The sequence below is a fragment of the Pontimicrobium sp. MEBiC06410 genome (assembly GCF_053601615.1).
Genome location: NZ_JBSHNT010000161.1, coordinates 51494 through 74944 on the forward strand (window position 1 = coordinate 51494; position 23451 = coordinate 74944).

At 31.3% G+C, this 23451-nt stretch carries 24 protein-coding genes; 14 read left to right on the top strand and 10 right to left on the bottom strand.

Annotation, left to right across the window (positions count from 1 at the left end):
* From ACVC08_RS14750 to ACVC08_RS14760, 3 genes are all read right to left on the bottom strand, one after another.
* Positions 1 to 789 (bottom strand): TerC family protein, encoded by a 789-nt coding sequence (locus ACVC08_RS14750; protein WP_452596530.1) that lies wholly within the window; start codon positions 787 to 789, stop codon positions 1 to 3.
* Between the two features lie 10 nt (positions 790 to 799).
* Positions 800 to 1174, bottom strand: coding sequence for a DNA topoisomerase IV (locus ACVC08_RS14755; RefSeq protein WP_452602594.1), 375 nt, complete (start codon positions 1172 to 1174; stop codon positions 800 to 802).
* A 237-nt stretch (positions 1175 to 1411) separates the two neighbouring features.
* Complete coding sequence (locus tag ACVC08_RS14760) at positions 1412 to 1900, bottom strand: helix-turn-helix domain-containing protein (protein ID WP_452602595.1); 489 nt, start codon at positions 1898 to 1900, stop codon at positions 1412 to 1414.
* A 347-nt stretch (positions 1901 to 2247) separates the two neighbouring features.
* On the opposite strand from ACVC08_RS14760, the gene ACVC08_RS14765 reads away from it, so the two are divergent.
* The 3 genes from ACVC08_RS14765 to ACVC08_RS14775 all read left to right on the top strand — a co-directional run bounded on the left by ACVC08_RS14765 (position 2248) and on the right by ACVC08_RS14775 (position 4547).
* Positions 2248 to 3399 carry a M14 family zinc carboxypeptidase gene (locus ACVC08_RS14765; protein WP_452602596.1) on the top strand — a complete coding sequence of 384 codons (1152 nt, stop codon included), beginning with the start codon at positions 2248 to 2250 and terminating at the stop codon, positions 3397 to 3399.
* Positions 3400 to 3463: 64 nt separating this feature from the next.
* Positions 3464 to 3943, top strand: coding sequence for an Lrp/AsnC family transcriptional regulator (locus ACVC08_RS14770; protein WP_452598139.1), 480 nt, complete (start codon positions 3464 to 3466; stop codon positions 3941 to 3943).
* 88 nt (positions 3944 to 4031) lie between these two features.
* Positions 4032 to 4547 (top strand): DinB family protein, encoded by a 516-nt coding sequence (locus ACVC08_RS14775; RefSeq protein ID WP_452602597.1) that lies wholly within the window; start codon positions 4032 to 4034, stop codon positions 4545 to 4547.
* A gap of 5 nt (positions 4548 to 4552) precedes the next feature.
* Here the strand turns inward: ACVC08_RS14775 and ACVC08_RS14780 are convergent, their stop codons facing one another.
* The gene (locus tag ACVC08_RS14780; RefSeq protein ID WP_452598141.1) at positions 4553 to 4831 is read right to left on the bottom strand and encodes a hypothetical protein; all 279 of its coding nucleotides are present in this window, start codon (positions 4829 to 4831) and stop codon (positions 4553 to 4555) included.
* Positions 4832 to 4923: 92 nt separating this feature from the next.
* On the bottom strand, positions 4924 to 5991 hold the full coding sequence (aroB, locus tag ACVC08_RS14785; RefSeq protein WP_452602598.1) for a 3-dehydroquinate synthase: 1068 nt from the start codon (positions 5989 to 5991) through the stop codon (positions 4924 to 4926).
* 99 nt (positions 5992 to 6090) lie between these two features.
* On the opposite strand from aroB, the gene ACVC08_RS14790 reads away from it, so the two are divergent.
* Positions 6091 to 7266 carry a proline dehydrogenase family protein gene (locus ACVC08_RS14790; protein WP_452602599.1) on the top strand — a complete coding sequence of 392 codons (1176 nt, stop codon included), beginning with the start codon at positions 6091 to 6093 and terminating at the stop codon, positions 7264 to 7266.
* On the opposite strand, the gene ACVC08_RS14795 is transcribed toward ACVC08_RS14790, so the two are convergent.
* The 5 genes from ACVC08_RS14795 to porX all read right to left on the bottom strand — a co-directional run bounded on the left by ACVC08_RS14795 (position 7263) and on the right by porX (position 11753).
* Positions 7263 to 7640 carry a hypothetical protein gene (locus tag ACVC08_RS14795; RefSeq protein WP_452602600.1) on the bottom strand — a complete coding sequence of 126 codons (378 nt, stop codon included), beginning with the start codon at positions 7638 to 7640 and terminating at the stop codon, positions 7263 to 7265. The genes ACVC08_RS14790 and ACVC08_RS14795 overlap by 4 nt on opposite strands.
* A gap of 28 nt (positions 7641 to 7668) precedes the next feature.
* Positions 7669 to 8868 carry an alanine dehydrogenase gene (locus tag ACVC08_RS14800; RefSeq protein ID WP_452602601.1) on the bottom strand — a complete coding sequence of 400 codons (1200 nt, stop codon included), beginning with the start codon at positions 8866 to 8868 and terminating at the stop codon, positions 7669 to 7671.
* Positions 8869 to 8933: 65 nt separating this feature from the next.
* Entirely contained in the window at positions 8934 to 9455 is a 522-nt protein-coding gene (locus ACVC08_RS14805) for a hypothetical protein (protein WP_452599055.1), read from the bottom strand.
* A 291-nt stretch (positions 9456 to 9746) separates the two neighbouring features.
* The gene (gene tsaE / locus ACVC08_RS14810; RefSeq protein ID WP_452602602.1) at positions 9747 to 10154 is read right to left on the bottom strand and encodes a tRNA (adenosine(37)-N6)-threonylcarbamoyltransferase complex ATPase subunit type 1 TsaE; all 408 of its coding nucleotides are present in this window, start codon (positions 10152 to 10154) and stop codon (positions 9747 to 9749) included.
* Positions 10155 to 10199: 45 nt separating this feature from the next.
* Complete coding sequence (porX, locus tag ACVC08_RS14815; protein WP_452600190.1) at positions 10200 to 11753, bottom strand: T9SS response regulator signal transducer PorX; 1554 nt, start codon at positions 11751 to 11753, stop codon at positions 10200 to 10202.
* 41 nt (positions 11754 to 11794) lie between these two features.
* On the opposite strand from porX, the gene ACVC08_RS14820 reads away from it, so the two are divergent.
* From ACVC08_RS14820 to fabG, 10 genes are all read left to right on the top strand, one after another.
* Positions 11795 to 13024: an HD domain-containing protein gene (locus tag ACVC08_RS14820; protein ID WP_452602603.1), complete on the top strand. Its 1230-nt coding sequence runs from the start codon at positions 11795 to 11797 to the stop codon at positions 13022 to 13024.
* Between the two features lie 24 nt (positions 13025 to 13048).
* Positions 13049 to 14077, top strand: coding sequence for a UDP-3-O-(3-hydroxymyristoyl)glucosamine N-acyltransferase (gene lpxD / locus ACVC08_RS14825; RefSeq protein ID WP_452602604.1), 1029 nt, complete (start codon positions 13049 to 13051; stop codon positions 14075 to 14077).
* Positions 14064 to 15470, top strand: coding sequence for a bifunctional UDP-3-O-[3-hydroxymyristoyl] N-acetylglucosamine deacetylase/3-hydroxyacyl-ACP dehydratase (locus tag ACVC08_RS14830; RefSeq protein ID WP_452602605.1), 1407 nt, complete (start codon positions 14064 to 14066; stop codon positions 15468 to 15470). The genes lpxD and ACVC08_RS14830 overlap by 14 nt, the downstream gene beginning before the upstream one ends.
* Positions 15471 to 15558: 88 nt before the next feature.
* A complete protein-coding gene (gene lpxA, locus ACVC08_RS14835) occupies positions 15559 to 16344 on the top strand; it encodes an acyl-ACP--UDP-N-acetylglucosamine O-acyltransferase (protein WP_452597309.1) in 786 nt (261 codons plus the stop codon).
* Positions 16345 to 16382: 38 nt separating this feature from the next.
* Positions 16383 to 16949, top strand: a complete 567-nt coding sequence (gene efp, locus ACVC08_RS14840; RefSeq protein ID WP_452597308.1) for an elongation factor P — start codon at positions 16383 to 16385, stop codon at positions 16947 to 16949.
* 73 nt (positions 16950 to 17022) lie between these two features.
* Positions 17023 to 17961 (top strand): UDP-3-O-(3-hydroxymyristoyl)glucosamine N-acyltransferase, encoded by a 939-nt coding sequence (locus ACVC08_RS14845; RefSeq protein ID WP_452602606.1) that lies wholly within the window; start codon positions 17023 to 17025, stop codon positions 17959 to 17961.
* Positions 17958 to 18362 (top strand): nuclear transport factor 2 family protein, encoded by a 405-nt coding sequence (locus ACVC08_RS14850; protein ID WP_452597306.1) that lies wholly within the window; start codon positions 17958 to 17960, stop codon positions 18360 to 18362. The genes ACVC08_RS14845 and ACVC08_RS14850 overlap by 4 nt, the downstream gene beginning before the upstream one ends.
* 99 nt (positions 18363 to 18461) lie before the next feature.
* Positions 18462 to 19334 carry a succinate--CoA ligase subunit alpha gene (gene sucD / locus ACVC08_RS14855; RefSeq protein ID WP_452597305.1) on the top strand — a complete coding sequence of 291 codons (873 nt, stop codon included), beginning with the start codon at positions 18462 to 18464 and terminating at the stop codon, positions 19332 to 19334.
* 138 nt (positions 19335 to 19472) lie between these two features.
* A complete protein-coding gene (locus tag ACVC08_RS14860) occupies positions 19473 to 22451 on the top strand; it encodes a M16 family metallopeptidase (RefSeq protein ID WP_452602607.1) in 2979 nt (992 codons plus the stop codon).
* A gap of 237 nt (positions 22452 to 22688) precedes the next feature.
* The gene (fabG, locus tag ACVC08_RS14865) at positions 22689 to 23435 is read left to right on the top strand and encodes a 3-oxoacyl-[acyl-carrier-protein] reductase (protein WP_452602608.1); all 747 of its coding nucleotides are present in this window, start codon (positions 22689 to 22691) and stop codon (positions 23433 to 23435) included.
* The last annotated feature ends 16 nt before the right edge of the window (positions 23436 to 23451 follow it).

The following is a 23451-nucleotide window of genomic DNA, read 5'->3' on the forward strand; positions in this document are numbered from 1 at the left end:
TTAAGTATTGCGTTTTTTTGTTTTATAACCTAAAAATTCAATAAATAAAGAGAATGCAATTGCAAAATATAAATATCCTTTTGGTATTGCTCCAATAGCCTTATTAAATAATTTTGTGTGCGATAGGTGTGCAGCTTCAGTAATTAACATAAAACCAATTAGAATTAAAAAAGCTAATGCTAATAATTGTAAACTTGGGTGTGTATCTATAAATTTTCTAATTTTATTAGCAAAACCTATCATTACCGCAATAGAAATAACAACAGCAGTAATCATTAATATAAGGTTATAATTATGGTTTTCAGACAATCCATTTGTCATGCCAACAGCAGTTAAAATAGAGTCTATAGAGAAAATAAAATCTATAATTAAAATCTGCACAATAGCTTGTTGTAGCGACTTAATAGTTTTGCCTTTAACTTGATCTTTATCATGATCTGGAGTTTCAACCTTTTCTCTTATTTCGGAAGTAGATTTATAAATTAAAAACAACCCACCAACAAATAAAATAATAGCTTGGTAACTTATTTCTACACTTAGCCAACTTAAATTAAGCTTATAAAAAGGTTCAGATAAACCTACTAAAAACGAAACAAAAAACAACAAAATAATACGTTGTACCATAGCTAGTAAAAGCCCAATATTTGTAACTTTTTTTCTTTTCTCTTCAGGAAGTTTATTAGCAGCAATAGATATAAAAACAATATTATCTATACCAAGAATAATTTCTAAAAAGGTAAGTGTAATTAATGCAAATATGGCATCGCTGGAGGTTAAGAACTCTATCATAAAAATGCAGTTAAAATTTAAAAGCTTTTCCCTTTTGCTTTTTAGTCTCCCCAACATAGGAATATTCAAAAACATAAGAAGAATCTGTTGTTGTTAAAATTTTTAAATGAATGTCTTTACGCTCAGCCATACTTTTTGGGTTAATTGTTTTAAAAACAACTTCACAATCATTTATCCATCTTACTTCAGAAGAATCTATTTTTCCGTTATAAGTTTCTATCTGCAATGTATTGGTTCTTACAAACGAAGACTTAAAAGTTTGTCCATTAATAATAACTTCACTTTTAAAGTTACCAATTTTAAAATCTTTACAATCTCGTTTAGCAGTTGTAATACAACTTGAACATAATAAAAGTAAAAACGTAAAAGCTAATAATTGTTTCATAAAAAAGAATTTCAAACAAATTTAATGAATATATAAATTTTGTCATTTACAATTTCAAAATATATAATTAAGAATAGAATACGGTATTAAAAAAATGGACTGTTTTATAAATCGCGTATTTGAAAAAAAACTGTACAATGTCTCGAATACGCAAAATTTGAAAAAAAGTAAGTTTTAATAGAAAAAATAATAAAAAAGTAAATTTTACTTAGAATTTAAAAAAATGTCTTTTTCTGATTAAGAATTTTGAAAATTTGAAAAACTACCATCTTTATAAAAAATGACGATACGTTCAATTTCTTTTTTTTCTGAGTTCACTATTTTTTGAATTTCTGAATTTTGAGGCTGCTCAGTTTTTGAATCTGTTTTCGAAAATAAATTTTGTTCTTCAGAAAATAGATTTGAATTTGTTTCTAAATTTTGATTAGAATTTTCAGTCTGAATTTTATTTTGATTTGGAGGAGTAGGTTGTCTTTCAATTTTTGCTTCAACATTTTTCTCAACTGGAAATTTTCCCTTTCCATTCATTAACCAATATAATTCTACTTCAGGAAAAGCAGAAAGTACTTTTAAAACGAATTCTAAACTAGGCTTATTTCTACCAGAAAGTATGTGCGAAATACTAGAACGTTGCACTCCAATTTTTTCGGCAAAAGAAGAGGCACTTTCACCATAATAGTCAATGATTTTTTTAAGTCTTTTTGTAAACTCCTCGTTGTTTAACATGTTGTTACAATTGTAAACAGTTAGTGGTTAATATTGATGTTTACAAATGTAATATTTATATGTATACTATCAAAACAATAAGCTTTAATTCTTAAAATAATAGATTTTATATTGTATTTATACTTTAAGTAATAGTATTTAAATTACTGATTAATAATAAAATATGATTTTTAAATAATTTTTATTGAATATTCTTCAATGCTTAAAGACTTTAGGTTTCTGTTAAAAACTAAAGTGTATACATACGTAAACATCTAAGTTAAATTTCAATGTTTACAAATGTAAAATAGCGTGTTTACAACTGTAAATTTATTAATGTTTACATTTGTCTACCATATATTACTTAGATGACTTTAGATACTTTAAAAAACTATTATAAAAAGCATAAAGAGCAACTGCTTTTTGGGCGCTATATAAACACGGAACATATTAAACCGCTATTAGAAAAGCATGCTGCTTTTTTTAAAATTGATAAAATAGGACAATCTGTTTTAGGCGAAAATATTCATAGCATTACTCTAGGTAATGGACCAAAAAAAATATTAATGTGGTCTCAAATGCACGGTAATGAATCTACAACAACCAAGGCTATTTTCGATTTATTAAACACAATTAAGGTAGAAAATAAATTCTCTAAACAGCTTTTAAAGTCTTGTACGGTTAAAATAATCCCCATATTAAATCCAGATGGAGCAAAAATGTATACGCGCCTAAATGCAAATACAGTTGATTTAAATAGAGACGCTCAAAAGCAATCTCAACCAGAAAGCAAAGTTCTAAAAGACTGTTTTGAAAACTTTAAGCCTCATTATTGTTTTAATCTACATGGGCAACGCACTATTTTTAATGTAGGTAATACAGATAAATCTGCTACAGTATCCTTTTTGTCTCCAGCTCAAGATGAAGCTTGTAGTGTTACAGAAACACGTAAAAAAGCGATGTCTGTAATTGTAAAAATGAATACTGTATTACAATTACAAATACCTGGGCAGGTAGGGACGTACGATGACGCTTTTAATATAAATTGTGTCGGCGATACATTTCAAACACTAAATACGCCTACCGTTTTATTTGAAGCTGGCCATTACGCAAATGATTACGATAGGGAAGTAGTGCGTGAGTTTATCTATCAATCCCTTATAACGGCTTTAAATGCGATAATTAACGATGAAGTAGATGTTGATGATTATAAATATTATTTACGCATACCAGAAAATAAAAAATACTACTACGATATTATTATTAGGAATGCACTAGTAAATAATGAAATGAAAGATATAGCTGTGCAATATGAAGAAAAATTAGATGGAAATACTCTAGATTTTGTTCCAAGAATAGTAAAAATGGAGCCCTTAAAAGACTATTACGCACACAAAACCATTGAGGCTTATGGTACTATGGTTTTAGGTGAAGAAAATGAAGCGTTGAAACTGGGTAGCGAAATCGATTTCGTAAAAGTTAACAATGTAAAATTATCATTAAAAATCTTAAAATCTTAAAATTTAATATTTATTATTCAGTAATATTGTGGTATTTTTGCTTTATATTTAATAAAAAACAAAAATGGCAAAATTTAAATTAGACGAAATTGATCATCAAATTCTTGATATGCTGATAGATAATACAAGGGTGCCTTTTACAGACATTGCTAAAAAATTATTGATTTCTGCAGGGACTGTGCATGTAAGAGTTAAGAAAATGGAAGATGCAGGTATTATAAAAGGGTCTTCGTTAACATTAGATTACAGAAAATTAGGATACTCTTTTATAGCATATGTAGGAGTGTTTCTTCAAAATACATCGCAAACAACCTTTGTTTTAGAGCGAATTAACGAAATACCATTTGTAACTGTTGCACATGTTACTACAGGGAAGTTTAATATTTTCTGTAAAATTAGAGCGCGTAATACAGAACATGCAAAAGATGTAATTTTTATGTTAGATGATATCGAAGGCGTGTATAGAACCGAAACAATGATTTCTTTAGAAGAAAGCATTAATGATAAGAAACGCTTAATGCACGATATTTTTAGAGAACTATAATTTAGTTTTAACAGTATATTATAAAACCTTTCGAGATTTCGAAAGGTTTTTTTTGTTACATTTAATTTTTAATCTAACCCTTTACTTTATGAATGCGACTCAATTACAAAAAGACGAATATATACCATACTTTAATAGCTATATACAGCAAGCAGGAGCTGTAGATTTAGTTGAAGGATTACAGCAGGGTATGGACACTATGATTGCATTTTATGAGGCGATAGAGGAAGATAAGCTAGAATATAGCTATGCTGAAGGAAAGTGGACTATAAAGGAGATTATAAATCACTTAATAGATTCAGAGCGCGTTTTTTGTTACCGTGCTATGCGTTTTGCTAGATATGATAAAACAGTCTTGAGTGGTTTTGAAGAAAACCATTATGCAGAAGCCAGTAAAGCAAATGGTAGAAGTATAGCTTCTTTATTAGAAGAATATAGACTTGTAAGGCTATCTACTATAGCTCTGTTTAGTAGTTTTGATAACGATATGATGCTTAATAAAGGTGTTGCAGGAGGAGGAGAGGTTTCTGTAAGAGCATTAGGATTTTTGATTATAGGGCACGAGAAACATCATGGTAACGTCATTAAAGCACGTTATTTGTAGTAGCTTTAATCATTGTTATCAAAGTTTATTACAACATGGCCATCATTATTTAGCTCTAAAACATCATTTGTATCAAAATTAGTCATGGTATAGTGTAATTTACTACTTACTTTTACTAAGTAAATGGTGTCTTCTGTTTTTACTTCTACAGCTTCTATTGTTTGATTTTTATGATCATCGAAGGTTATAATATCCTTGTCTCCGTAGCCGTCTGGATACTTTTCAGTTAATAAATTTAAAACTTCTGGTGTTAATTTTTTATAATCTACTATAACTCTTTTCATAACAACTATACTTTTAAGTTAATAATTACTTATGTGGAGTTCCTTTATCTAAGGATTATTATAAAGTTACAATTTTTTTGTTAAAAAATAATTTATGAATTATAAAAATTAAACGCTTCTATTATTAAGTCATTATTTACAATACAATTAATTTTTGTTTTACTTATAGCTTCAAGTAGTACAAAATTAATATTACCATGTTCATTTTTTTTGTCATACTTTAAAAGTTCAATAATAGGGCTGTAATCATCAGGTTTAATGTCTACATGGCCGTATATAGACTTAATGGTTTGTTTTATGTCGTCGTTATCAATAGTGGGGAAATCAAGGAGTTTGGTAGATAAATAAGTCGCTAAAACCATTCCTATAGCAACAGCTTCACCATGTAAAAGTGTTTGGCGTTCAGGATGACTCAAAAAATGAGACTCTATAGCATGCCCCAATGTGTGTCCGTAATTTAATGTTTTACGTAAATTTTCTTCGTTAGGATCTTGTTCTACAATGTCTTTTTTAATTAAAATAGATTCAAAAATTAAGTCGTCTAAATCTTTAAGTGATAGTTTAGATAAGTCTTTTAATTTATTCCAATACAGTTTGTTATAAATTAAGCCGTGTTTTAGCATTTCTGCTAAACCAGAGCGCATTTCTAGCTGTGGAAGCGTGGTTAAAAAAGACGTATCTACCAATACCATCTTTGAGGTGTTAATAACACCTATTTGATTTTTTAAGCTCCCTAGGTCAACCCCAGTTTTACCACCAATAGAAGCATCTACCATTGCAAGTAAAGATGTTGGTACATTAACAAAATCGATACCTCTTTTAAAAGTAGAAGCAACAAACCCTCCTAAATCTGTAACCACTCCACCGCCTAGATTTATCATCAGGCTTTTACGGTCTCCATCTAATTCAGATAAGGCGTCCCATACTCCAGAACAAGTATCTATTGTTTTATTAATTTCGCCAGCTTCAATTTCAATAATTTCAATAAGCGTATTAGTTTCTATACGAGCCAAAAAACTTGGTAAACATTCTTTATGAGTATTTGTGTCTACTAAAAGAAAAATTTTAGAATAATTTTTCGTCTTTAAAAGGTTGTTTAAAGCAGGATAGCAAGCTTCATTTAAGTATATAGTGTAATCTTGAGTTGTAATAGAAGTCATCTAAAAATATCTAAAATATAGTATGCGAAAATAAGTGATTTTTGTATAATTATATGTTAGTATAATTATATTTGTACAAATATATTTTCATAAAAAACGATGAGTCAAGAAAAAATCTTTGATAACACAGCAGTTGCTTTCTCGTTGAAAAGCGATTCTGAATTAGAACGAGCTTATTTTTTATTTAAAATGATAGCAAGTCAGCCTTTAGTAAAAATAGGTACTGCCGCCACAAATTTTGCGTTAAAGGCCAAATTACCTGTCGAAGGTTTAATTAGAGCTACAGTATTCGATCATTTTTGCGGAGGAGTAAATGAAGATGATTGTTTAACCGTAATTGATAAAATGTATTCTAAACGCGTATGTTCTGTTTTAGATTACTCGGTAGAAGGCAAGGAAACAGAGGAACAGTTTGATGAGGCAACCGAAAAAATATTAAAAATCGTAGGATTTTCTGACGAAAAAGATGCAATGCCCATAGTTGTTTTTAAACCAACGGGATTAGGGCGTTTTTATTTATTTCAAAAGAAAGGAGAAGGGAAAGCTTTTACAGAAGAGGAAGAGCAGGAGTGGGCGCGTATAGTGTCTAGATTTAATGCTATTTGTAAGTTAGCTAGTGAGAAAGATGTTGAAGTTTTAATTGATGGTGAAGAGAGCTGGATGCAAGATGCTGCAGATGAGTTAGTAGAAGACATGATGGCAATTTATAATAAAGAAAAGCCAATTGTTTACAATACATTACAAACTTACAGATGGGATAGGTTAGAATTTTTAAAAGCATCTCACGAGCGTGCTAAAAAAGGAGGTTTTACGCTAGGGTTTAAGGTAGTAAGAGGCGCCTACATGGAAAAAGAGCGAGAACGTGCTGAAGAAAAAGGATACAAATCTCCAATATGTAAAGATAAAGCAACAACAGATGATAGTTTTAACGATTGTTTAGTTTATATTTTAAACAACCTTAATGAAATTTCTATTTTTGTAGGAACGCATAATGAAGAGAGTACATATTTAGCAATGGATATTATGGAGCAGTTAAAAATAGATAAAGGAGACAATCGCGTATGGTTTGGTCAACTTTATGGAATGAGTGATCATATAAGTTTTAATCTAGCTGAAAAAGGATATAATGTTGCTAAGTACGTGCCTTTTGGCCCTGTAAAGGATGTTATGCCATATTTAATTCGTAGAGCAGAAGAAAACACCTCTGTTTCTGGGCAAACCAGTAGAGAGTTATCGTTACTAAAAAAAGAGAGAAAACGCAGAAAAACAAATTAATCTGTTATAAACTGAATAGACTTAAGAGTCGCTGTTTTTTCACAGTTTTCAACTGTTAGAGCTGCGGCTTTTTTATTCAATTCTCCTTCTATACGGTAAATACCACAAGGTTTTTTTCTAGGCTCGCTTTTTGAGAATACAACATCGCCTTTATATAATATATAGTTTAACTCTAAAGTATCTATATCTTTTGAGCTTATAAAGGCTTTAGATTGCGCACTAATAACTAGCTTTTTATTATTAATATCTTTAAGTGTGCGGGCTTCTGGCCCGTAACTACATGAAGCCTTTTTGCCGTTTAAGAAAAAAGCTAAAACAATTAATCCAATAGAGAAGCCTCCTAGATAATATCCTAATCTGTGTATTAATTTCAATGGGTCTAAATTTTTATAAATTGCAAATTTAGAATATTAAAAGGTTAATATCACTATATTTTAAATCAAACCATTCTCCAACAGATCTATTTGTTAAAATACCATGATAAAAGTAGAGCCCATTTTTTAGTCCTCTATCCAGGCGTAATGCGTTTTCTAGACCTCCATCTTCAGCTATTTTTAATAAATATGGCGTAAAAATATTACTTATAGATGAAGAAGCTGTACGAGAATATCTAGCTGGAATGTTAGGGACACAATAATGTATAACGCCATGTTTAATAAAGGTTGGGTGTTTATGTGTTGTGACTTCGCTGGTTTCAAAACAGCCACCCATATCTATACTAACATCGATAATTACAGAACCTTTTTTCATTTGTTCTACCATTGCATCGGTAACAATAACTGGAGCTCTGTTTTTTCCTCTAACAGCTCCAATAACAACATCACAACGTTTTAAGGCTTTACTTAAGTGTTTTGGCTGTATGGTAGAAGTGTAAAGTGTACGGCTCAAATTGGCTTGCACACACCTTAATTTGGTTATAGAGTTGTCGAAGATTTTTACATTTGCTCCAAGTCCAATAGCACTTCTTGCGGCAAACTCTCCAACAGTACCAGCGCCAAGTATAACAACTTCAACTGGTGGTACACCACTAATATTACCAAGCATAAGGCCATTGCCATTATTGGAATTACTCAATAACTCCGAAGCTATTAAAACAGAGGCAGTTCCAGCCAATTCGCTTAAAGCTCTAACTGCTGGGTAAGCACCATCATCATCTCTTATAAACTCAAAAGCTAAAGCGGTAATTCGCTTAGAAGCTAAAGTTTCAAAATACTTTTTATTTTGAGTCTTTAACTGTAATGCGGAAATTAATATAGTTTGTGGGTTTATTAACTTTAATTCTTCTAGAGTAGGAGGCTCTACCTTTAAAATCATTGGGCATGAATATACCTTTTCTGTATCATTTGTTATTTCTGCTCCAGCCTCACTATAATCTTTATCACTAAAGTTTGCGCCTTTTCCTGCATTCGATTCTATTAGTACCCGATTGCCGTTATTTACAATGGCAGACACTGCGTCTGGTGTTAGGCATACTCTTTTCTCTTGAAAAGCTGTTTCTTTGGGAATCCCCAAAAACAAAGCGCTTTTTTTCTTTAATATCTCAAGTGTTTCTTCTTGAGGAAGCAATTGTGCCTTAGAAAAAGGAGTGATAGGTTTATCCATTTTTTGTAATTAGATTGTAATAAAAAATCAAATTACGAATAAATTTTGAATGATTACAAAATCTATTAAAAATACTGATTAAAAACACCTTTAATTCCTTTAGGCTTCATTTTTAATTCGTCTTCCAGTTCTTGTATAGATTTTCCAACAGAATTCAACCTATTGAATAACCTTGCTCTAATAAGGTAGATGCTTGGTATTATTACAGCAATAAAAGGTATAATATGTATTAGTTCAAATTCATCGATTAAAAAACTATTAGATAATGAAAAACTTATAATTTGATATAAATACATGGCAATTGGAACTAGTAAAGCATGGTACCACCAGTGTCTACATGTAAAAAACCATATTATTAATAATATTAAAGGGATAATTTTACCAGTAAGTGTCCATACGACTACTTGGACATCTTCGTATATTTCACTGTGAAATGTATAAATGAGTGTTTCCCAAGTAGCGGTATTTGGCACTATTTCATGTAAATAAAATAGGTAAGGTGTAATAGCTATAAAAGTAGCTATTACACTTCCTATAATAATTGTTTTTTTATTACCCGTTTGTCGGTATTTTAATTTTTCTTCCATCGATTGCTGTTTCTGTTTGGTTAATTAAATCAATGATGCTGTCTGCGTTTGCAGCGAAGAAAACACAGCCAAAGAGGGCTAATACTATTATGTGCTTTTTAGACTTCATTTTGGTTTTGGTTTAGGGTGAATATGTAATCAAATTTAACTAAAACCTAAGCTTAATTTAAGCTTAAATGTTAAAAGAATGTTAAAATTGATTGTTTTTTAAAATTTTGTTACGGGTAAAACCGTAATATTCCAAAAATACGTTTGTTTTGTTGGGTTTTAAAAAGAGGGGTAATATGCGTTTTATACAGACATTGTAAGGGTTCTCGTACCGTTTTCGTTCTGTTTTATGTGTATGTTAGAGGTATTAGTTTGTAGTATGTCTTTTAATATTTCTGGCCATTCAACTAATAGCCAATTGTTACTAGAAAGGTATTCCTCAATCCCAAAATTGTATAATTCCTCTTCATTTTCAATACGATATAGGTCGAAATGAAAAATAGAATCATCAGGAGTTTTATATTCGTTAACTAATGAGTAAGTAGGGCTGCTAATGGCATCTTCGCTGCCTAATAATCTCACTAATTCTTTTATAAGTGTTGTTTTACCAACCCCCATGTCTCCATTAAAAAGTAAGACTTTGGAGGTTGAGTATTGTATAATTTGCTTTGCTACAGTCTCTATAGCTTCAAGTGAGTAATTTATTGTCAAAACTCTAATAATTTTTGATGAGCAAATTTAAAACTTTTCTCGGTTTTATTTAGGATTTAAAACAACAAAAGGAATTATCATTTCTTCTAAAGACACACCTCCATGTTGATATGTGTTTCTGTAATAACTTACATAATGGTTGTAGTTGTTAGGGTAGGCAAAAAACAAATCACTTTTTGCAAAAATGAAGGAGCTATTCATTGATAATGATGGTAAATGTATTGTTTTAGGATCTTTAGCGGCTAGGACATCTTTATCCTCATAGCTTAAGCTTCTTCCTGTTTTATACCTTAAATTCAAGCTAGTATCTCTATCGCCTATTACTTTCGATGGGTTTTTTACATTTATAGTACCGTGATCTGTAGTTAAAATTAGTTTAAAGCCTAATTGTTGTGCATGTTGAATCATTTCTAAAAGTGGCGAGTTTTTAAACCAACTTTGAGTTAATGAGCGGTAAGCTTTATCATTTGAAGCTAGCTCTTTAACAACGTCCATCTCTGTTTTAGAATGAGATAGCATGTCTACAAAATTATAAACAACAACAGTTAAATCGTTATTTTTTAACCCTCTAAAGTTATCTGCTAACTTTTTTCCTGATTTTAAATTGGTGATTTTATAGTATTCATGCTTTAAGTGTGTTAACCCTAGGCGTCTCATTTGAGCTTCTAGAAAATCTGCTTCATGTAGGTTTTTACCTCCTTCATCTGTATCGTTTTTCCAATACTCTGGGTGTAGTTTTTCCATATCACTAGGCATTAACCCAGAAAATATGGCGTTACGAGCATATTGTGTTGCTGTTGGTAGTATACTAAAAAAAGCTTCTTCAGTTTCTTTTTTATAATGGTTGTTAACAGCAGGTTCAAAAGCTTTCCATTGGTCATAACGCAAATTATCTATAACAACTAAAAGTGTTGGTTGTTCTTTACTTAACTGAGGGGCAATTTTATCTTTAAATAAGTTATGAGATAAGGTAGGAGCATCTGTATTAGGTTCAAACCAAGTTGGGTATTCTTTATCTATAAACTTACCAAATTGTATATTGGCTTCATTTTTTTGAGATTCTAATATCTCGAACATTCCAATGTCTTCAATATCTTCTAGCTGTATTTCCCAATAGATTAATTTTTGATAAAGTGCTACCCATTCTTCATAAGAATTTACCATAGATAAATCCATGGCAATTTTTCTAAACTCACGCTGGTAGTTGGATGTTGTTTTTTCAGAAACAAGTCGAGAATGGTCTAAGTTTCTTTTTAAACTTAATAAAATTTGATTAGGATTTACAGGTTTAATCAAGTAATCTGCTATTTTATTACCAATAGCTTCTTCCATAATATATTCCTCTTCACTTTTAGTTATCATTACTACAGGAAGCGTGTCTTGTTTTTCTTTTATTTCATTTAAAGTTTCTAAACCTGTTAAACCAGGCATATTTTCATCTAAAAAAACAATATCAAATGTGCTCTCATCTAAAATTTCTAAAGCTTCTGTACCACTGTTACAAGTTGTAACGTTGTAATTTTTCTTCTCAAGAAAAAGAATATGAGGCTTTAATAAATCTATTTCATCGTCAACCCAAAGAATATTGATAGTGTTCATGTATATTTGTTTAAATATTATTAATAAGTAATTATAGAAGCTTGCAAACAATTAACAAACTTAAGATTTTAAACGATCCAATTTACGGATTTATTACAATCCCTAACTCTTTAATTTTCGATTTAATCGAACATAGATATTTTCAGAGGTTGCGTCGTATAACACAAATGGGGTTGTCCTATCTCGTTTATCCTGGAGCACATCATACAAGATTTCAGCACGCTATTGGTTGTATGCATTTAATGCAAAAAGCAGTTAATGTCCTTCGTTTTAAGGGGGTTAAGATTTCAGAAGCAGAAGAAAACGCACTATATATAGCTATTTTATTGCACGATATAGGACATGGTCCATTTTCTCATGCTATGGAACATAGTATCGTTAATGGGGTTTCTCATGAGCATATTTCCATGCTTTTTATGGAGCAATTAAATAAAGAATTTAACGGCGATTTAACATTAGCAATTAAAATATTTAAAGGGGAATATAATAGAAAGTTTATGTGTCAGCTTATTTCAAGTCAATTAGATATGGATAGGTCAGACTATTTAAAAAGAGATAGTTTTTACACTGGAGTTGCCGAAGGAAATATTAACAGCGAACGTTTAGTAACCATGCTAAATGTAAAAAACGATGAGTTAGTAATAGAATATAAAGGGATTTATAGTGTAGAGAAATTTTTGGTAGCAAGGCGTTTAATGTATTGGCAAGTCTATTTGCATAAAACTAGTTTAGTTGGAGAACAATTAGTGATTAGAGTTTTAAAACGTGCAAAAGAGTTAACCAAAAATGGTGTGATTTTAGAAGCTAGTAAAGCGTTGTCTTACTTTTTGAATAATGAGATTTCTTTAAAAGATTTTAATACAGAAAGCTTAGAGGTTTTTTCAAAGTTAGATGATTATGATATTGTGTCTGCAATGAAAACTTGGCAATTTCATGAAGATTTTGTTTTAAAAAATCTATGCGAAATGATATTAAATAGAAATCTTCTTAAAATTAAACTCAAGAAAAAACCAGTTAAAAAAGAACAAGTTATAAAGCATCGAGAAGCTTTAATAGCAATGTATAATATTTCTGAAGATGAAGCAGATTACTTTGTGTTTACCGGTTCGGTTACAAATCAAGCATACCAACAAAAAAAGCAAGGTATAAAGATTTTATATAAAAACGGAAAAACAGAAGATATAGTAAAAGCTTCCGATCAATTAAATTTAAAAGCACTGTCAAAACCAGTAACTAAATATTATATATGCTACCCAAAAGAAAAAATGTGATAATTTTTTCTATTTTTGCGGATAATGAAGTTTAAAGCAGAACAAATAGCAGGAATTTTAGAAGGTGATGTTGTCGGTAATTCGCAAATAGAAGTTTCTAAATTATCAAAAATAGAAGAGGGAGAAGAAGGGGCATTAACTTTTCTAGCAAACCCTAAGTATACACCTTATGTATATACCACTCAAGCATCTATAGTGATTGTTAATAAGGATTTTATTCCAGAGCAAGAATTAACAGCAACTTTAATAAAAGTAGAGGACGCCTATCAATCCTTTTCAAAATTATTAGAGTATTATAATAAAGTAAAGCTAAATAAGTTTGGTGTAGAACAGCCATCGGTAATATCGGAATCCTCAAAACTGGGTGAAGATGTATATGTCGGGGCCTTTTCTTACATAGGAGACAATGTTGTTATAGAGGATAACGTTAAGATATTTCCCAATGTTTATATAGGCGATAATGTAGTAATAGGTGAGAACACTATTGTGTTTTCTGGAGCAAAGATTTACTCAGAATCTATTATAGGAAAATATTGTGTTATAAATTCTGGAGCAATAATAGGAGCAGACGGCTTTGGTTTTGCGCCTCAAGATAATGGAGAGTATAAAAAAATACCACAAATAGGTAATGTTATTCTAGAAGACTTTGTAGATATCGGTGCAGCAACAACTATAGATAGAGCAACACTAGGGTCTACCGTAATACGAAAAGGAGTAAAATTAGATAACCAGATACAAATAGCGCATAACGTAGAGATTGGAAAAAACACTGTTATAGCTGCCCAAACGGGAATAGCTGGGTCTACTAAAGTTGGCGAAAATTGCCAAATTGGAGGACAAGTAGGTATTGCAGGACACTTGGTTATTGGCAATGGTGTACGTATACAAGCACAATCTGGAATAGGAAGAAATATAAAAGATAACGAAACACTTCAAGGGTCACCTGCGTTTGGTTATGGAGACTGGAATAAATCTTACGTATATTTTAAAAACTTACCAAAACTAGCGAAAACAATAAACGAATTAGAAAAAAAAGACAATGGCAATAGTTAGTACTGAAATAAAGCAAAAAACGATAGGAAAAGACATTTCCTTAACAGGTGTTGGCTTACATACAGGAAAAGATGTTACATTAACTTTTAAACCAGCAGCCGCAGATACAGGATTTGCTTTTAAGCGAGTAGACTTAGAAGGAACACCTAGTATAGAAGCAGATGCAAATTATGTAACTAATACGCAAAGAGGAACTTGTTTGGAAAAAAATGGCGTTACCATTCAAACATGCGAACACGTATTAGCAGCGTTAACAGGTTTAGATATAGATAATGCGATTATAGAATTAGATAATTCTGAACCTCCAATCATGGACGGCTCATCTAAGTTTTTTGTTGAAGCTATTGAAAATGCAGGAATTGTTGAGTTAGATGCTTATCGAGAAGAGTATGTAGTAACAGATGTTATTTCGTATTGCGATGAAGAGTCTGGAAGCGAAATATTAGTTATGCCATCTAAAGAGTACCAAGTAACCACTATGGTAGATTTTGGTACAAAGGTTTTAGGAACACAAAATGCAACTTTAAAGCATTTATCAGACTTTAAAGAAGAAATTGCAGACTCAAGAACATTTAGCTTTTTACATGAACTAGAATCGCTCTTAGAACATGGATTAATAAAAGGAGGCGACCTTAATAATGCTATCGTATACGTGGATAAAGAGTTATCCGATGAAACTATGGGGAAGCTAAGAGAGGCCTTTAAAAAAGATACTATTTCAGTTAAGCCTAATGGTATTCTTGATAACTTAACATTACATTACCCTAACGAAGCTGCTAGACATAAACTACTTGACGTAGTAGGCGATTTAGCGTTGATTAAAACAAGAATTAGAGGTAAAGTTATAGCAAATAAACCAGGTCACTTTGTAAACACTCAGTTTGCAAAGAAAATGGCTAAACTTATAAAGAACGAAAGACGTAACAATGTTCCTGTAATAGATTTGAACCAACCGCCAGTAATGGATGTAAATCAAATTATGGATATGTTACCGCACAGGCAACCATTCTTATTAATAGATAAAATTTTCGAATTATCCGAAAATAATGTGATAGGAATGAAAAATGTAACAATGAACGAGCCATTTTTTGCAGGACACTTCCCTGGAGCACCAGTAATGCCAGGTGTTTTAATTATAGAAGCTATGGCACAAACTGGAGGAATACTAGTTTTAAGTACTGTCCCAGATCCTGAAAACTATTTAACCTTCTTTATGAAGATGGATAACGTAAAATTTAAACAAAAGGTTATACCTGGAGATACGCTTATCTTTAAATGTTCGTTAATTACACCAATTAGAAGAGGTATATGCCATATGCAAGGTTATGCATACTCTAATGGTAAATTATGTGCAGAAGCCGAATTAATGGCGCAAATAACAAAAGTAAAATAAACAAGAAGTCGTAACATACTATTCAAGCAAAACTCTAGTTTTGTTTAGATATATTATGCTTCAATTATTTAATATAAAAAACAAAGAGATGAACCAACCATTAGCTTATGTACATCCAGGCGCTAAAATCGCTAAAAATGTAGTGATAGAGCCATTTACAACAATATATAATAATGTTACTATTGGCGAAGGAACCTGGATAGGAAGTAATGTTACTATTATGGAAGGTGCTCGTATAGGTAAAAATTGTAATATTTTCCCTGGATCTGTAATCTCTGCAGTACCTCAGGATCTAAAATATAACGATGAAGATACAGAAACTATTATAGGAGATAATGTTACCATTAGAGAATGTGTAACTATAAATAGAGGAACAACAGATAGAATGAAAACAGTTGTAGGCAACAATTGTTTAATAATGGCTTACTGCCACATTGCACACGATTGTATTGTTGGAGATAATTGTATTTTTTCTAATAATACTACCTTAGCAGGACATATAAATGTAGGCGATTATGTTGTTTTGGCAGGAATGACCGCGGTGCATCAATTTTGTTCTATAGGAAATCATGCCTTTGTAACAGGAGGATCTTTAGTGCGTAAAGATGTACCACCATTTGTAAAAGCTGGTAGAGAACCTTTATCTTATGTTGGTATAAATTCTGTAGGATTAAGACGAAGAGGGTTTACAACAGAGAAAATAAGAGAAATTCAAGATATATTTAGGTTATTATATCAAAAAAACTATAACAATACACAAGCCGCTGGGATTATAGAAGCGGAAATGGAAGCAACTACAGAACGCGATGAAATATTAATGTTTATTAAAAATTCTCATCGTGGTATTATGAAAGGTTACTTCAAATCAAATTAAAACAAAATAGCATTAGCTAATAATTAAACACCAATAACATGGCAAGTACTTCAGATATTAGAAACGGATTATGTATTAGATATAATCACGATATTTATAAAATAGTAGAATTTTTACATGTAAAACCAGGAAAAGGCCCTGCTTTTGTAAGAACAAAATTAAAAAGTGTTACCTCGGGTAAAGTAATAGATAATACATTCTCAGCTGGACACAAACTAGACGATGTACGTGTAGAAACACACAAATTTCAGTATTTATATAATGAAGGAGAAACGTATCACTTTATGAATACAGAAGATTATTCTCAAATAGAATTACAAAAAGCAGCTTTAGATTCTCCAGATTTAATGAAAGAAGGAGAAGTCGTTACTATTTTAATTAACTCAGAAGATAACATGCCGTTATCAGTAGATATGCCAGCGAGTGTTATTTTAGAAGTTACAGCAACAGAACCAGGAGTTAAAGGTAATACAGCTACAAATGCTACAAAACCAGCAACTGTTGAAACTGGAGCAACTGTTAATGTACCTCTATTTATAAATGAAGGCGATAAAATTAAAGTAGAGACCGCTAAGGGGACTTACAAAGAAAGAGTAAAAGAATAATAAAGTAGGTCGTAATCGGTATTTAGTAAGCAATTCTTACTCAATATTAGATGCTAATATTAGAGAGCAATAGATGAAATTTCCTAAACAATATACTTTAAAAGAAATAGCGCAAATTATTAATTGTGAATTTGTAGGCGTCGATGATTTTCCTGTATTAGGAATGAACGAAATTCATGTAGTAGAGCCTGGGGATATTGTCTTTGTAGATCATCCAAAATATTATAATAAAGCATTAGAGTCTGCGGCTACAATAGTATTAATCAATAAAAATGTAGATTGCCCTGAAGGTAAAGCATTGTTAATTAGTGAGGATCCTTTTAGAGACTTTAACAAGTTAACACAACATTTTAAGCCTTTTCAAAGCACTAATGTAAGCCTTTCAACATCCGCTACAATAGGAGAAAATACAGTAATTCAACCTAATTGTTTTATTGGTAATAACGTTGTTATAGGAGATAATTGTGTTATTCATGCAAATGTAACCCTATACGATGATACTGTGATAGGTAATAATGTAACAATACATTCAGGAAGTATATTAGGAGCCAGTGCCTTTTATTATAAAAATAGACCAGAAGGCTTCGATCAGTTACTCTCTGGAGGTCGTGTTGTAATAGAAGATAATGTAGATATAGGAGCATTATGTACAATAGATAAAGGTGTTACAGGAGACACAACAATTGGAGCGGGTTCTAAGCTAGATAATCAAATTCAAGTTGGACATGATACTGTTATAGGAAAAAAATGTTTAATAGCCTCTCAGGTCGGTATAGCTGGTTGTTGTGTTATAGAAGATGAAGTTACCATTTGGGGGCAAGTAGGCACAAATAGTGGTATAACAATAGGAAAAAAAGCTGTGATTTTAGGGCAAACAGGTGTTACAAAATCTGTAGAAGGTGGGAAAAGCTATTTTGGAACACCAATTGAAGAATCTAGAGTAAAATTAAAAGAGTTAGCTTACGTTAAGCAAATACCTAATATATTAAACGAACTAAAAAGTAATAAATGACAGCTAAAACTATAGTTCAATCCTTTTACGATTTAGACTTAGCAACTTGTGAAAATGCTATGGATAAATTTCATAAGGATTGTGAGTTACATTGGAATAGTAGTAAAGGGTTTACAAAATTAGATTATAATGGTATCGAAAAAATGATGGAAGGTGTTCGAGAATCTTTTCACTCATTTACCTACAAACTAAGTCATCTTCTAGAAAGCGACAATACAGTAACAGCAAGATATACTGTGTACGTAACAAGTATTGAGCGTCCAGAAAAAGAAGACCCATTAGCACATTTTATTTCTATTTGGGAAGTAAAAGATGGTAAACTCTATAGAGGCTGGGAGATGAGTCAATTATTAGATGAAACTCCAGAAAATATCTCATCCTATTCAGAAATAAAAATTTAAAAAATAGCTTAATAAATACTAATCAAAATAGTATTTTTGCTGAAAAATTAAGAAGCTTTAATAAAAGTTAAAATAGAAATTACCTAACATAAATATAAAATGAGCGTTTTAGTAAACAAAGATTCAAAAATAATAGTTCAAGGATTTACAGGTAGTGAAGGTACTTTTCACGCTAGTCAAATGATTGAATACGGAACAAATGTTGTAGGTGGCGTTACTCCAGGAAAAGGAGGTCAAACACATTTAGATAAACCAGTTTTTAATACAGTACAAGAAGCTGTAGAGAAAGTAGGAGCAGATACAACAATTATATTTGTACCGCCAGCGTTTGCTGCAGATGCAATTATGGAAGCTGCAGATGCAGGAATTAAAGTAATCATTACAATTACTGAAGGTATTCCTGTTGCAGATATGATTAAAGCTTCAGATTATATAAAAGGTAAAGACTGTCGCTTAGTAGGGCCTAATTGTCCAGGAGTTATTACTCCAGGTGAAGCTAAAGTTGGTATTATGCCTGGTTTTGTATTTAAGCAAGGTAAAGTAGGTATTGTTTCTAAATCAGGAACATTAACTTACGAAGCTGCCGATCAAGTTGTTAAACAAGGATTAGGAATAACAACAGCAATTGGTATTGGAGGAGATCCAATTATAGGAACAACAACAAAAGAAGCTGTAGAGTTATTAATAAACGACCCAGCAACAGAATGTGTTGTAATGATAGGTGAAATTGGAGGTCAATTAGAAGCAGATGCTGCTAAATGGTACCAAGATAGTGGAAGCAAAAAACCAATTATTGGGTTTATAGCAGGAGAAACTGCACCAGCAGGACGTACAATGGGGCACGCAGGTGCAATTGTAGGTGGTAGTGATGATACTGCACAAGCTAAAAAAGCAATTATGAAAGCATGCGGAATTCATGTAGTGGATTCGCCTGCAGAAATTGGTAAAAAAGTAGCAGAAGTTTTAGGATAAGAAGACTTAGCTAAAATAAATACATAAGTTGTTTTAATAGTTAAAAATTGTTAAAATAATTATAATAAACAAACGTTATAAGTTCGTTGGCTGTACATTAGCTAACGAACTTTTTTTTAAACAAAAAACTATCAAAAAATGAAGCACTTAAAATTAGTTATTATGCTTGCGGTTGTTGCTTTCGTCTACAGCTGTAAAAAAGGTAACGAAACTAAAACCTCGGCAATGGCTTACAATACGGAAGCAAAAACAGATGCTAATGGTTATAGTTACGAAACCGTTGCTAATGACCCAACGGGATTACGCTTATATACTTTAGATAATGGATTAAAGGTATACATGAGTAAAAACACAGATGAACCAAAAATACAAACATATATTGCTGTTAGAGCAGGTTCTAATTACGATCCTAAAGAATCTACAGGATTAGCACACTATTTAGAGCATATGGTGTTTAAAGGAACCGATGAAATAGGAACCCTAGATTGGGAAAAAGAAAAGGTTTACCTAGATCAAATTTCCGATTTATATGAGCAGCATAGAGCAGAAACAGATCCAGATAAAAAATTAGAACTGTACAGAAAAATAGATGAAGTATCGTTAGAAGCATCACAATATTCTGTAGCTAATGAATACGATAAAATGACGAGTTCATTAGGGGCTACAGGAACTAATGCACATACATGGTTTGAAGAAACTGTATATAAAAATAAAATTCCTGCTAACGAGTTAGGTAAGTGGCTAACATTAGAAGAAGAGCGTTTTAGTCAATTAGTACTACGTTTGTTTCATACAGAACTAGAAGCTGTATTTGAAGAGTTTAATAGAGGTCAAGATAATGATGGTAGAAAAAGTTATGCAGCAATGTTAGAAGGCTTATTCCCTAATCATCCATATGGACAACAAAAAACAATAGGAACAGCAGAGCACCTTAAAAATCCATCATTAGTAGACATTAATAATTATTTTGATAAATATTATGTGCCAAATAATATGGCAATGGTATTAGTAGGAGATTTAGACTTTGATAAAACAATAGCAGAAGTAGATAACACTTTTGGTAAGCTTAAAAAGAAAGACGTTACACATCCAGTACTTCCAAAAGAAGAACCAATTACATCAGTTGTAACTAAAGAAGTCTTTGGGCCTACAGCAGAAAGTGTTGGGCTTGCATTTCGTTCAGGAGGTGTTAATACAAAAGATGAGAAGTTTGTAACACTGTGTGATATGATTTTGGCAAATGGAAATGCTGGTTTAATAGATTTAAACTTAAATCAAAAACAAGTAGTACAAAGTGCAGGATGCTCACCAACTTTTTTAAATGATTATGGTTACCATAGCTTTAGAGGCTCTCCAAAAGAAGGACAATCTTTAGATGAAGTTAAAACGTTATTATTAGAGCAAATTGATAAATTAAAGAAAGGAGAGTTTGAAGAGTGGATGATTGAAGCTGTTGTTAACGACCTTAAAAAATCTCAATTGCAACAATATGAAAACAGTACAGCTTTAGCATCAGCTTATTACAATGCATTTATTCATCATGAAGATTGGGCTAATAAAGTAAAGTTTTTAGACGATTTAAAAGCTATTACTAAACAAGAATTAGTAGCATTTGCTAATGAATTTTATAAAGATAACTATGTTGTAACCTACAAGCGTAAAGGTGAAGATAAAAACATTGTAAAAGTTTCAAACCCAGGAATTACACCAGTTAACTTAAACAGAGATAAATCTTCAGAATATATGAAGAATTTTAATAAAATGGAATCAAAACCATTAGAGCCTGTTTATGTAGACTATACTTCTGCAATAAAAGAAACAAAGACCGATAATGGTATAAATGTATCTTACATAGAAAATGAAACTAATGATTTATTTAACTTAAACATCATTTTCGATATGGGAAGTGATAATGATAAAAAATTAGGATTAGCCGTTGGATATTTAGCATACCTTGGAACAGATAAATATTCTGCAGAAGAATTAAAGAAAGAGTTTTATAAACTAGGAATAGATTATTCTGTTAATGCAGGAGGAGAGCAAACTTTTGTTGGGTTAAGTGGTTTAAAAGAAAACTTACCTAAAGGCTTAGAATTGTTAGAGCATTTGTGGGAAAACGCAGTTGCAGACGAGGATGCATATAGTAAATATGTAGAATCTATAGCAAAAGGAAGACAAAATAATAAAACAAGTAAAGGAAGTATTTTAAGATCTGGTTTATTAAATTTTGCTAAATATGGTGAAAATTCAAGATTACGTAATATTATACCAGTGAGTGAATTAAATGCTATAAACCCACAAGAGTTGGTAGAATTAACAAAAGGCATGAAAAACTACAAACAACGTATGTTTTATTATGGTAAAGATGTTAATTCTGCAGTAACAGCATTAAATAAGTTTCATAACGTTTCAAGTGACTTAAAAGAGTACCCGGAAGCAATGACTTACTTAGAAAAGGAAACAGGAGGAAATGTTTATTTTGTTGATTACGATATGGTACAATCCGAAATGATGTTTTTAGCAAAAGGAGAACCTTTTAAAGTAGAAAACATGGCTGCATCAACATTATTTAATACCTATTTTGGAGGAGGATTATCGTCTATAGTTTTTCAAGAAATTCGTGAATCAAAATCATTAGCATATTCAGCTTGGTCTAACTACTCAACAGCACGTAAAAAAGGAGATGCTAACTATGTAATGGCTTACATTGGTACACAAGCTAATAAAATGCCAGAAGCAGTAGATGCAATGATGAACTTAATGAGTGATATGCCAGAAGCAGAAGATCAATTTAATGCAGCAAAAGAAGCAACATTAAAAAAATTAGCAGCGCAGCGTATTACAAAATCTAATGTATTTTGGAGTTACGAAAGATTAAAGAAATTAGGAATAGAGAACGATAATCGTGAGGCAATGTACAATGCCATTAAAAACATGAAAATGGAAGATCTACGAGATTTCTTTAATAAAAACATTAAAGGAGAAAACTACAATGTTATGGTAATAGGTAATAAAAAAGATATCGATTTCAAAGCCCTTAAAAAGTTAGGAGAAGTGCAGGAAATGGATGTAGATTATTTATTTAATTACGAAAAACCAGAAGCAGTTAAGTTATAATACTTAGTGCTTATAAACTATAGAATAGAATAATGTAAAAATCTATTCATAACTAAAGCCTCACAATTAATTGTAAATTGTGGGGCTTTTTTTATTCATAACAACGAGTAATTGTTATATTTGATATACTAATAAAACCTAAATATAAAATGTAGCTTGTATACTAAAAAACACATCATTTTAAAGAGTGATTTATAGAAGATAGTATGTAAGTTAAAAAGTACTAAATAAAAACACATGAAATTATTAGAAGGTAAAACAGCTATAATAACAGGCGCAAGTCGTGGAATAGGAAAAGGAATCGCTCAAATTTTCGCACAACAAGGCGCTAATGTAGCCTTTACATATAGTTCGTCTGTAGACGCAGCTAACGAATTAGAAAAAGAACTAAATGCTTTAGGTGTTAAAGCAAAAGGCTATAAAAGTAATGCAGCAAGTTTTGATGAAGCTCAAGAGTTGTCAGCAGAAGTTTTAAAAGAATTTGGTTCTATAGATGTTTTAATTAATAATGCAGGAATAACAAAAGATAACCTCTTAATGAGAATGGGAGAGGAAGATTTTGATAAAGTAATAGAAGTAAACCTTAAATCGGTTTTTAACATGACGAAAGCAGTACAGCGTACCATGCTTAAGCAGCGTAAAGGATCGATTATTAATATGAGTTCTGTAGTTGGTGTAAAAGGTAACGCAGGGCAAACAAATTATGCAGCATCTAAAGCTGGTATTATTGGTTTTTCAAAATCAGTAGCTTTAGAGTTAGGATCTAGAAACATTAGAAGTAATGTTGTAGCACCTGGTTTTATAGAAACAGAAATGACTGCAAAACTAGATGAAGATACTGTAAAAAGCTGGAGATCGGCTATTCCTTTAAAGCGCGGAGGGACGCCAGAAGATATTGCAAATGTATGTGTGTTTTTAGCTAGCGATATGTCGGCTTACGTAACAGGACAGACACTAAACGTAGATGGCGGAATGCTTACCTAACTAAATATCATAATAT

Excerpts from the sequence above, each read along its gene's own strand:
- sucD (WP_452597305.1), top strand. The coding sequence starts at position 18,462 with ATGAGCGTTTTAGTAAACAAAGATTCAAAAATAATAGTTCAAGGATTT.
- ACVC08_RS14805 (WP_452599055.1), bottom strand. The coding sequence starts at position 9,455 with ATGGAAGAAAAATTAAAATACCGACAAACGGGTAATAAAAAAACAATT.
- ACVC08_RS14850 (WP_452597306.1), top strand. The coding sequence starts at position 17,958 with ATGACAGCTAAAACTATAGTTCAATCCTTTTACGATTTAGACTTAGCA.
- ACVC08_RS14765 (WP_452602596.1), top strand. The coding sequence starts at position 2,248 with ATGACTTTAGATACTTTAAAAAACTATTATAAAAAGCATAAAGAGCAA.
- ACVC08_RS14860 (WP_452602607.1), top strand. The coding sequence starts at position 19,473 with ATGAAGCACTTAAAATTAGTTATTATGCTTGCGGTTGTTGCTTTCGTC.
- porX (WP_452600190.1), bottom strand. The coding sequence starts at position 11,753 with ATGAACACTATCAATATTCTTTGGGTTGACGATGAAATAGATTTATTA.
- ACVC08_RS14780 (WP_452598141.1), bottom strand. The coding sequence starts at position 4,831 with ATGAAAAGAGTTATAGTAGATTATAAAAAATTAACACCAGAAGTTTTA.
- efp (WP_452597308.1), top strand. The coding sequence starts at position 16,383 with ATGGCAAGTACTTCAGATATTAGAAACGGATTATGTATTAGATATAAT.
- ACVC08_RS14775 (WP_452602597.1), top strand. The coding sequence starts at position 4,032 with ATGAATGCGACTCAATTACAAAAAGACGAATATATACCATACTTTAAT.
- ACVC08_RS14770 (WP_452598139.1), top strand. The coding sequence starts at position 3,464 with ATGGCAAAATTTAAATTAGACGAAATTGATCATCAAATTCTTGATATG.
- lpxA (WP_452597309.1), top strand. The coding sequence starts at position 15,559 with ATGAACCAACCATTAGCTTATGTACATCCAGGCGCTAAAATCGCTAAA.
- ACVC08_RS14760 (WP_452602595.1), bottom strand. The coding sequence starts at position 1,900 with ATGTTAAACAACGAGGAGTTTACAAAAAGACTTAAAAAAATCATTGAC.
- lpxD (WP_452602604.1), top strand. The coding sequence starts at position 13,049 with ATGAAGTTTAAAGCAGAACAAATAGCAGGAATTTTAGAAGGTGATGTT.
- ACVC08_RS14830 (WP_452602605.1), top strand. The coding sequence starts at position 14,064 with ATGGCAATAGTTAGTACTGAAATAAAGCAAAAAACGATAGGAAAAGAC.
- fabG (WP_452602608.1), top strand. The coding sequence starts at position 22,689 with ATGAAATTATTAGAAGGTAAAACAGCTATAATAACAGGCGCAAGTCGT.
- ACVC08_RS14755 (WP_452602594.1), bottom strand. The coding sequence starts at position 1,174 with ATGAAACAATTATTAGCTTTTACGTTTTTACTTTTATTATGTTCAAGT.
- ACVC08_RS14800 (WP_452602601.1), bottom strand. The coding sequence starts at position 8,868 with ATGGATAAACCTATCACTCCTTTTTCTAAGGCACAATTGCTTCCTCAA.
- ACVC08_RS14750 (WP_452596530.1), bottom strand. The coding sequence starts at position 789 with ATGATAGAGTTCTTAACCTCCAGCGATGCCATATTTGCATTAATTACA.
- ACVC08_RS14790 (WP_452602599.1), top strand. The coding sequence starts at position 6,091 with ATGAGTCAAGAAAAAATCTTTGATAACACAGCAGTTGCTTTCTCGTTG.
- ACVC08_RS14845 (WP_452602606.1), top strand. The coding sequence starts at position 17,023 with ATGAAATTTCCTAAACAATATACTTTAAAAGAAATAGCGCAAATTATT.
- aroB (WP_452602598.1), bottom strand. The coding sequence starts at position 5,991 with ATGACTTCTATTACAACTCAAGATTACACTATATACTTAAATGAAGCT.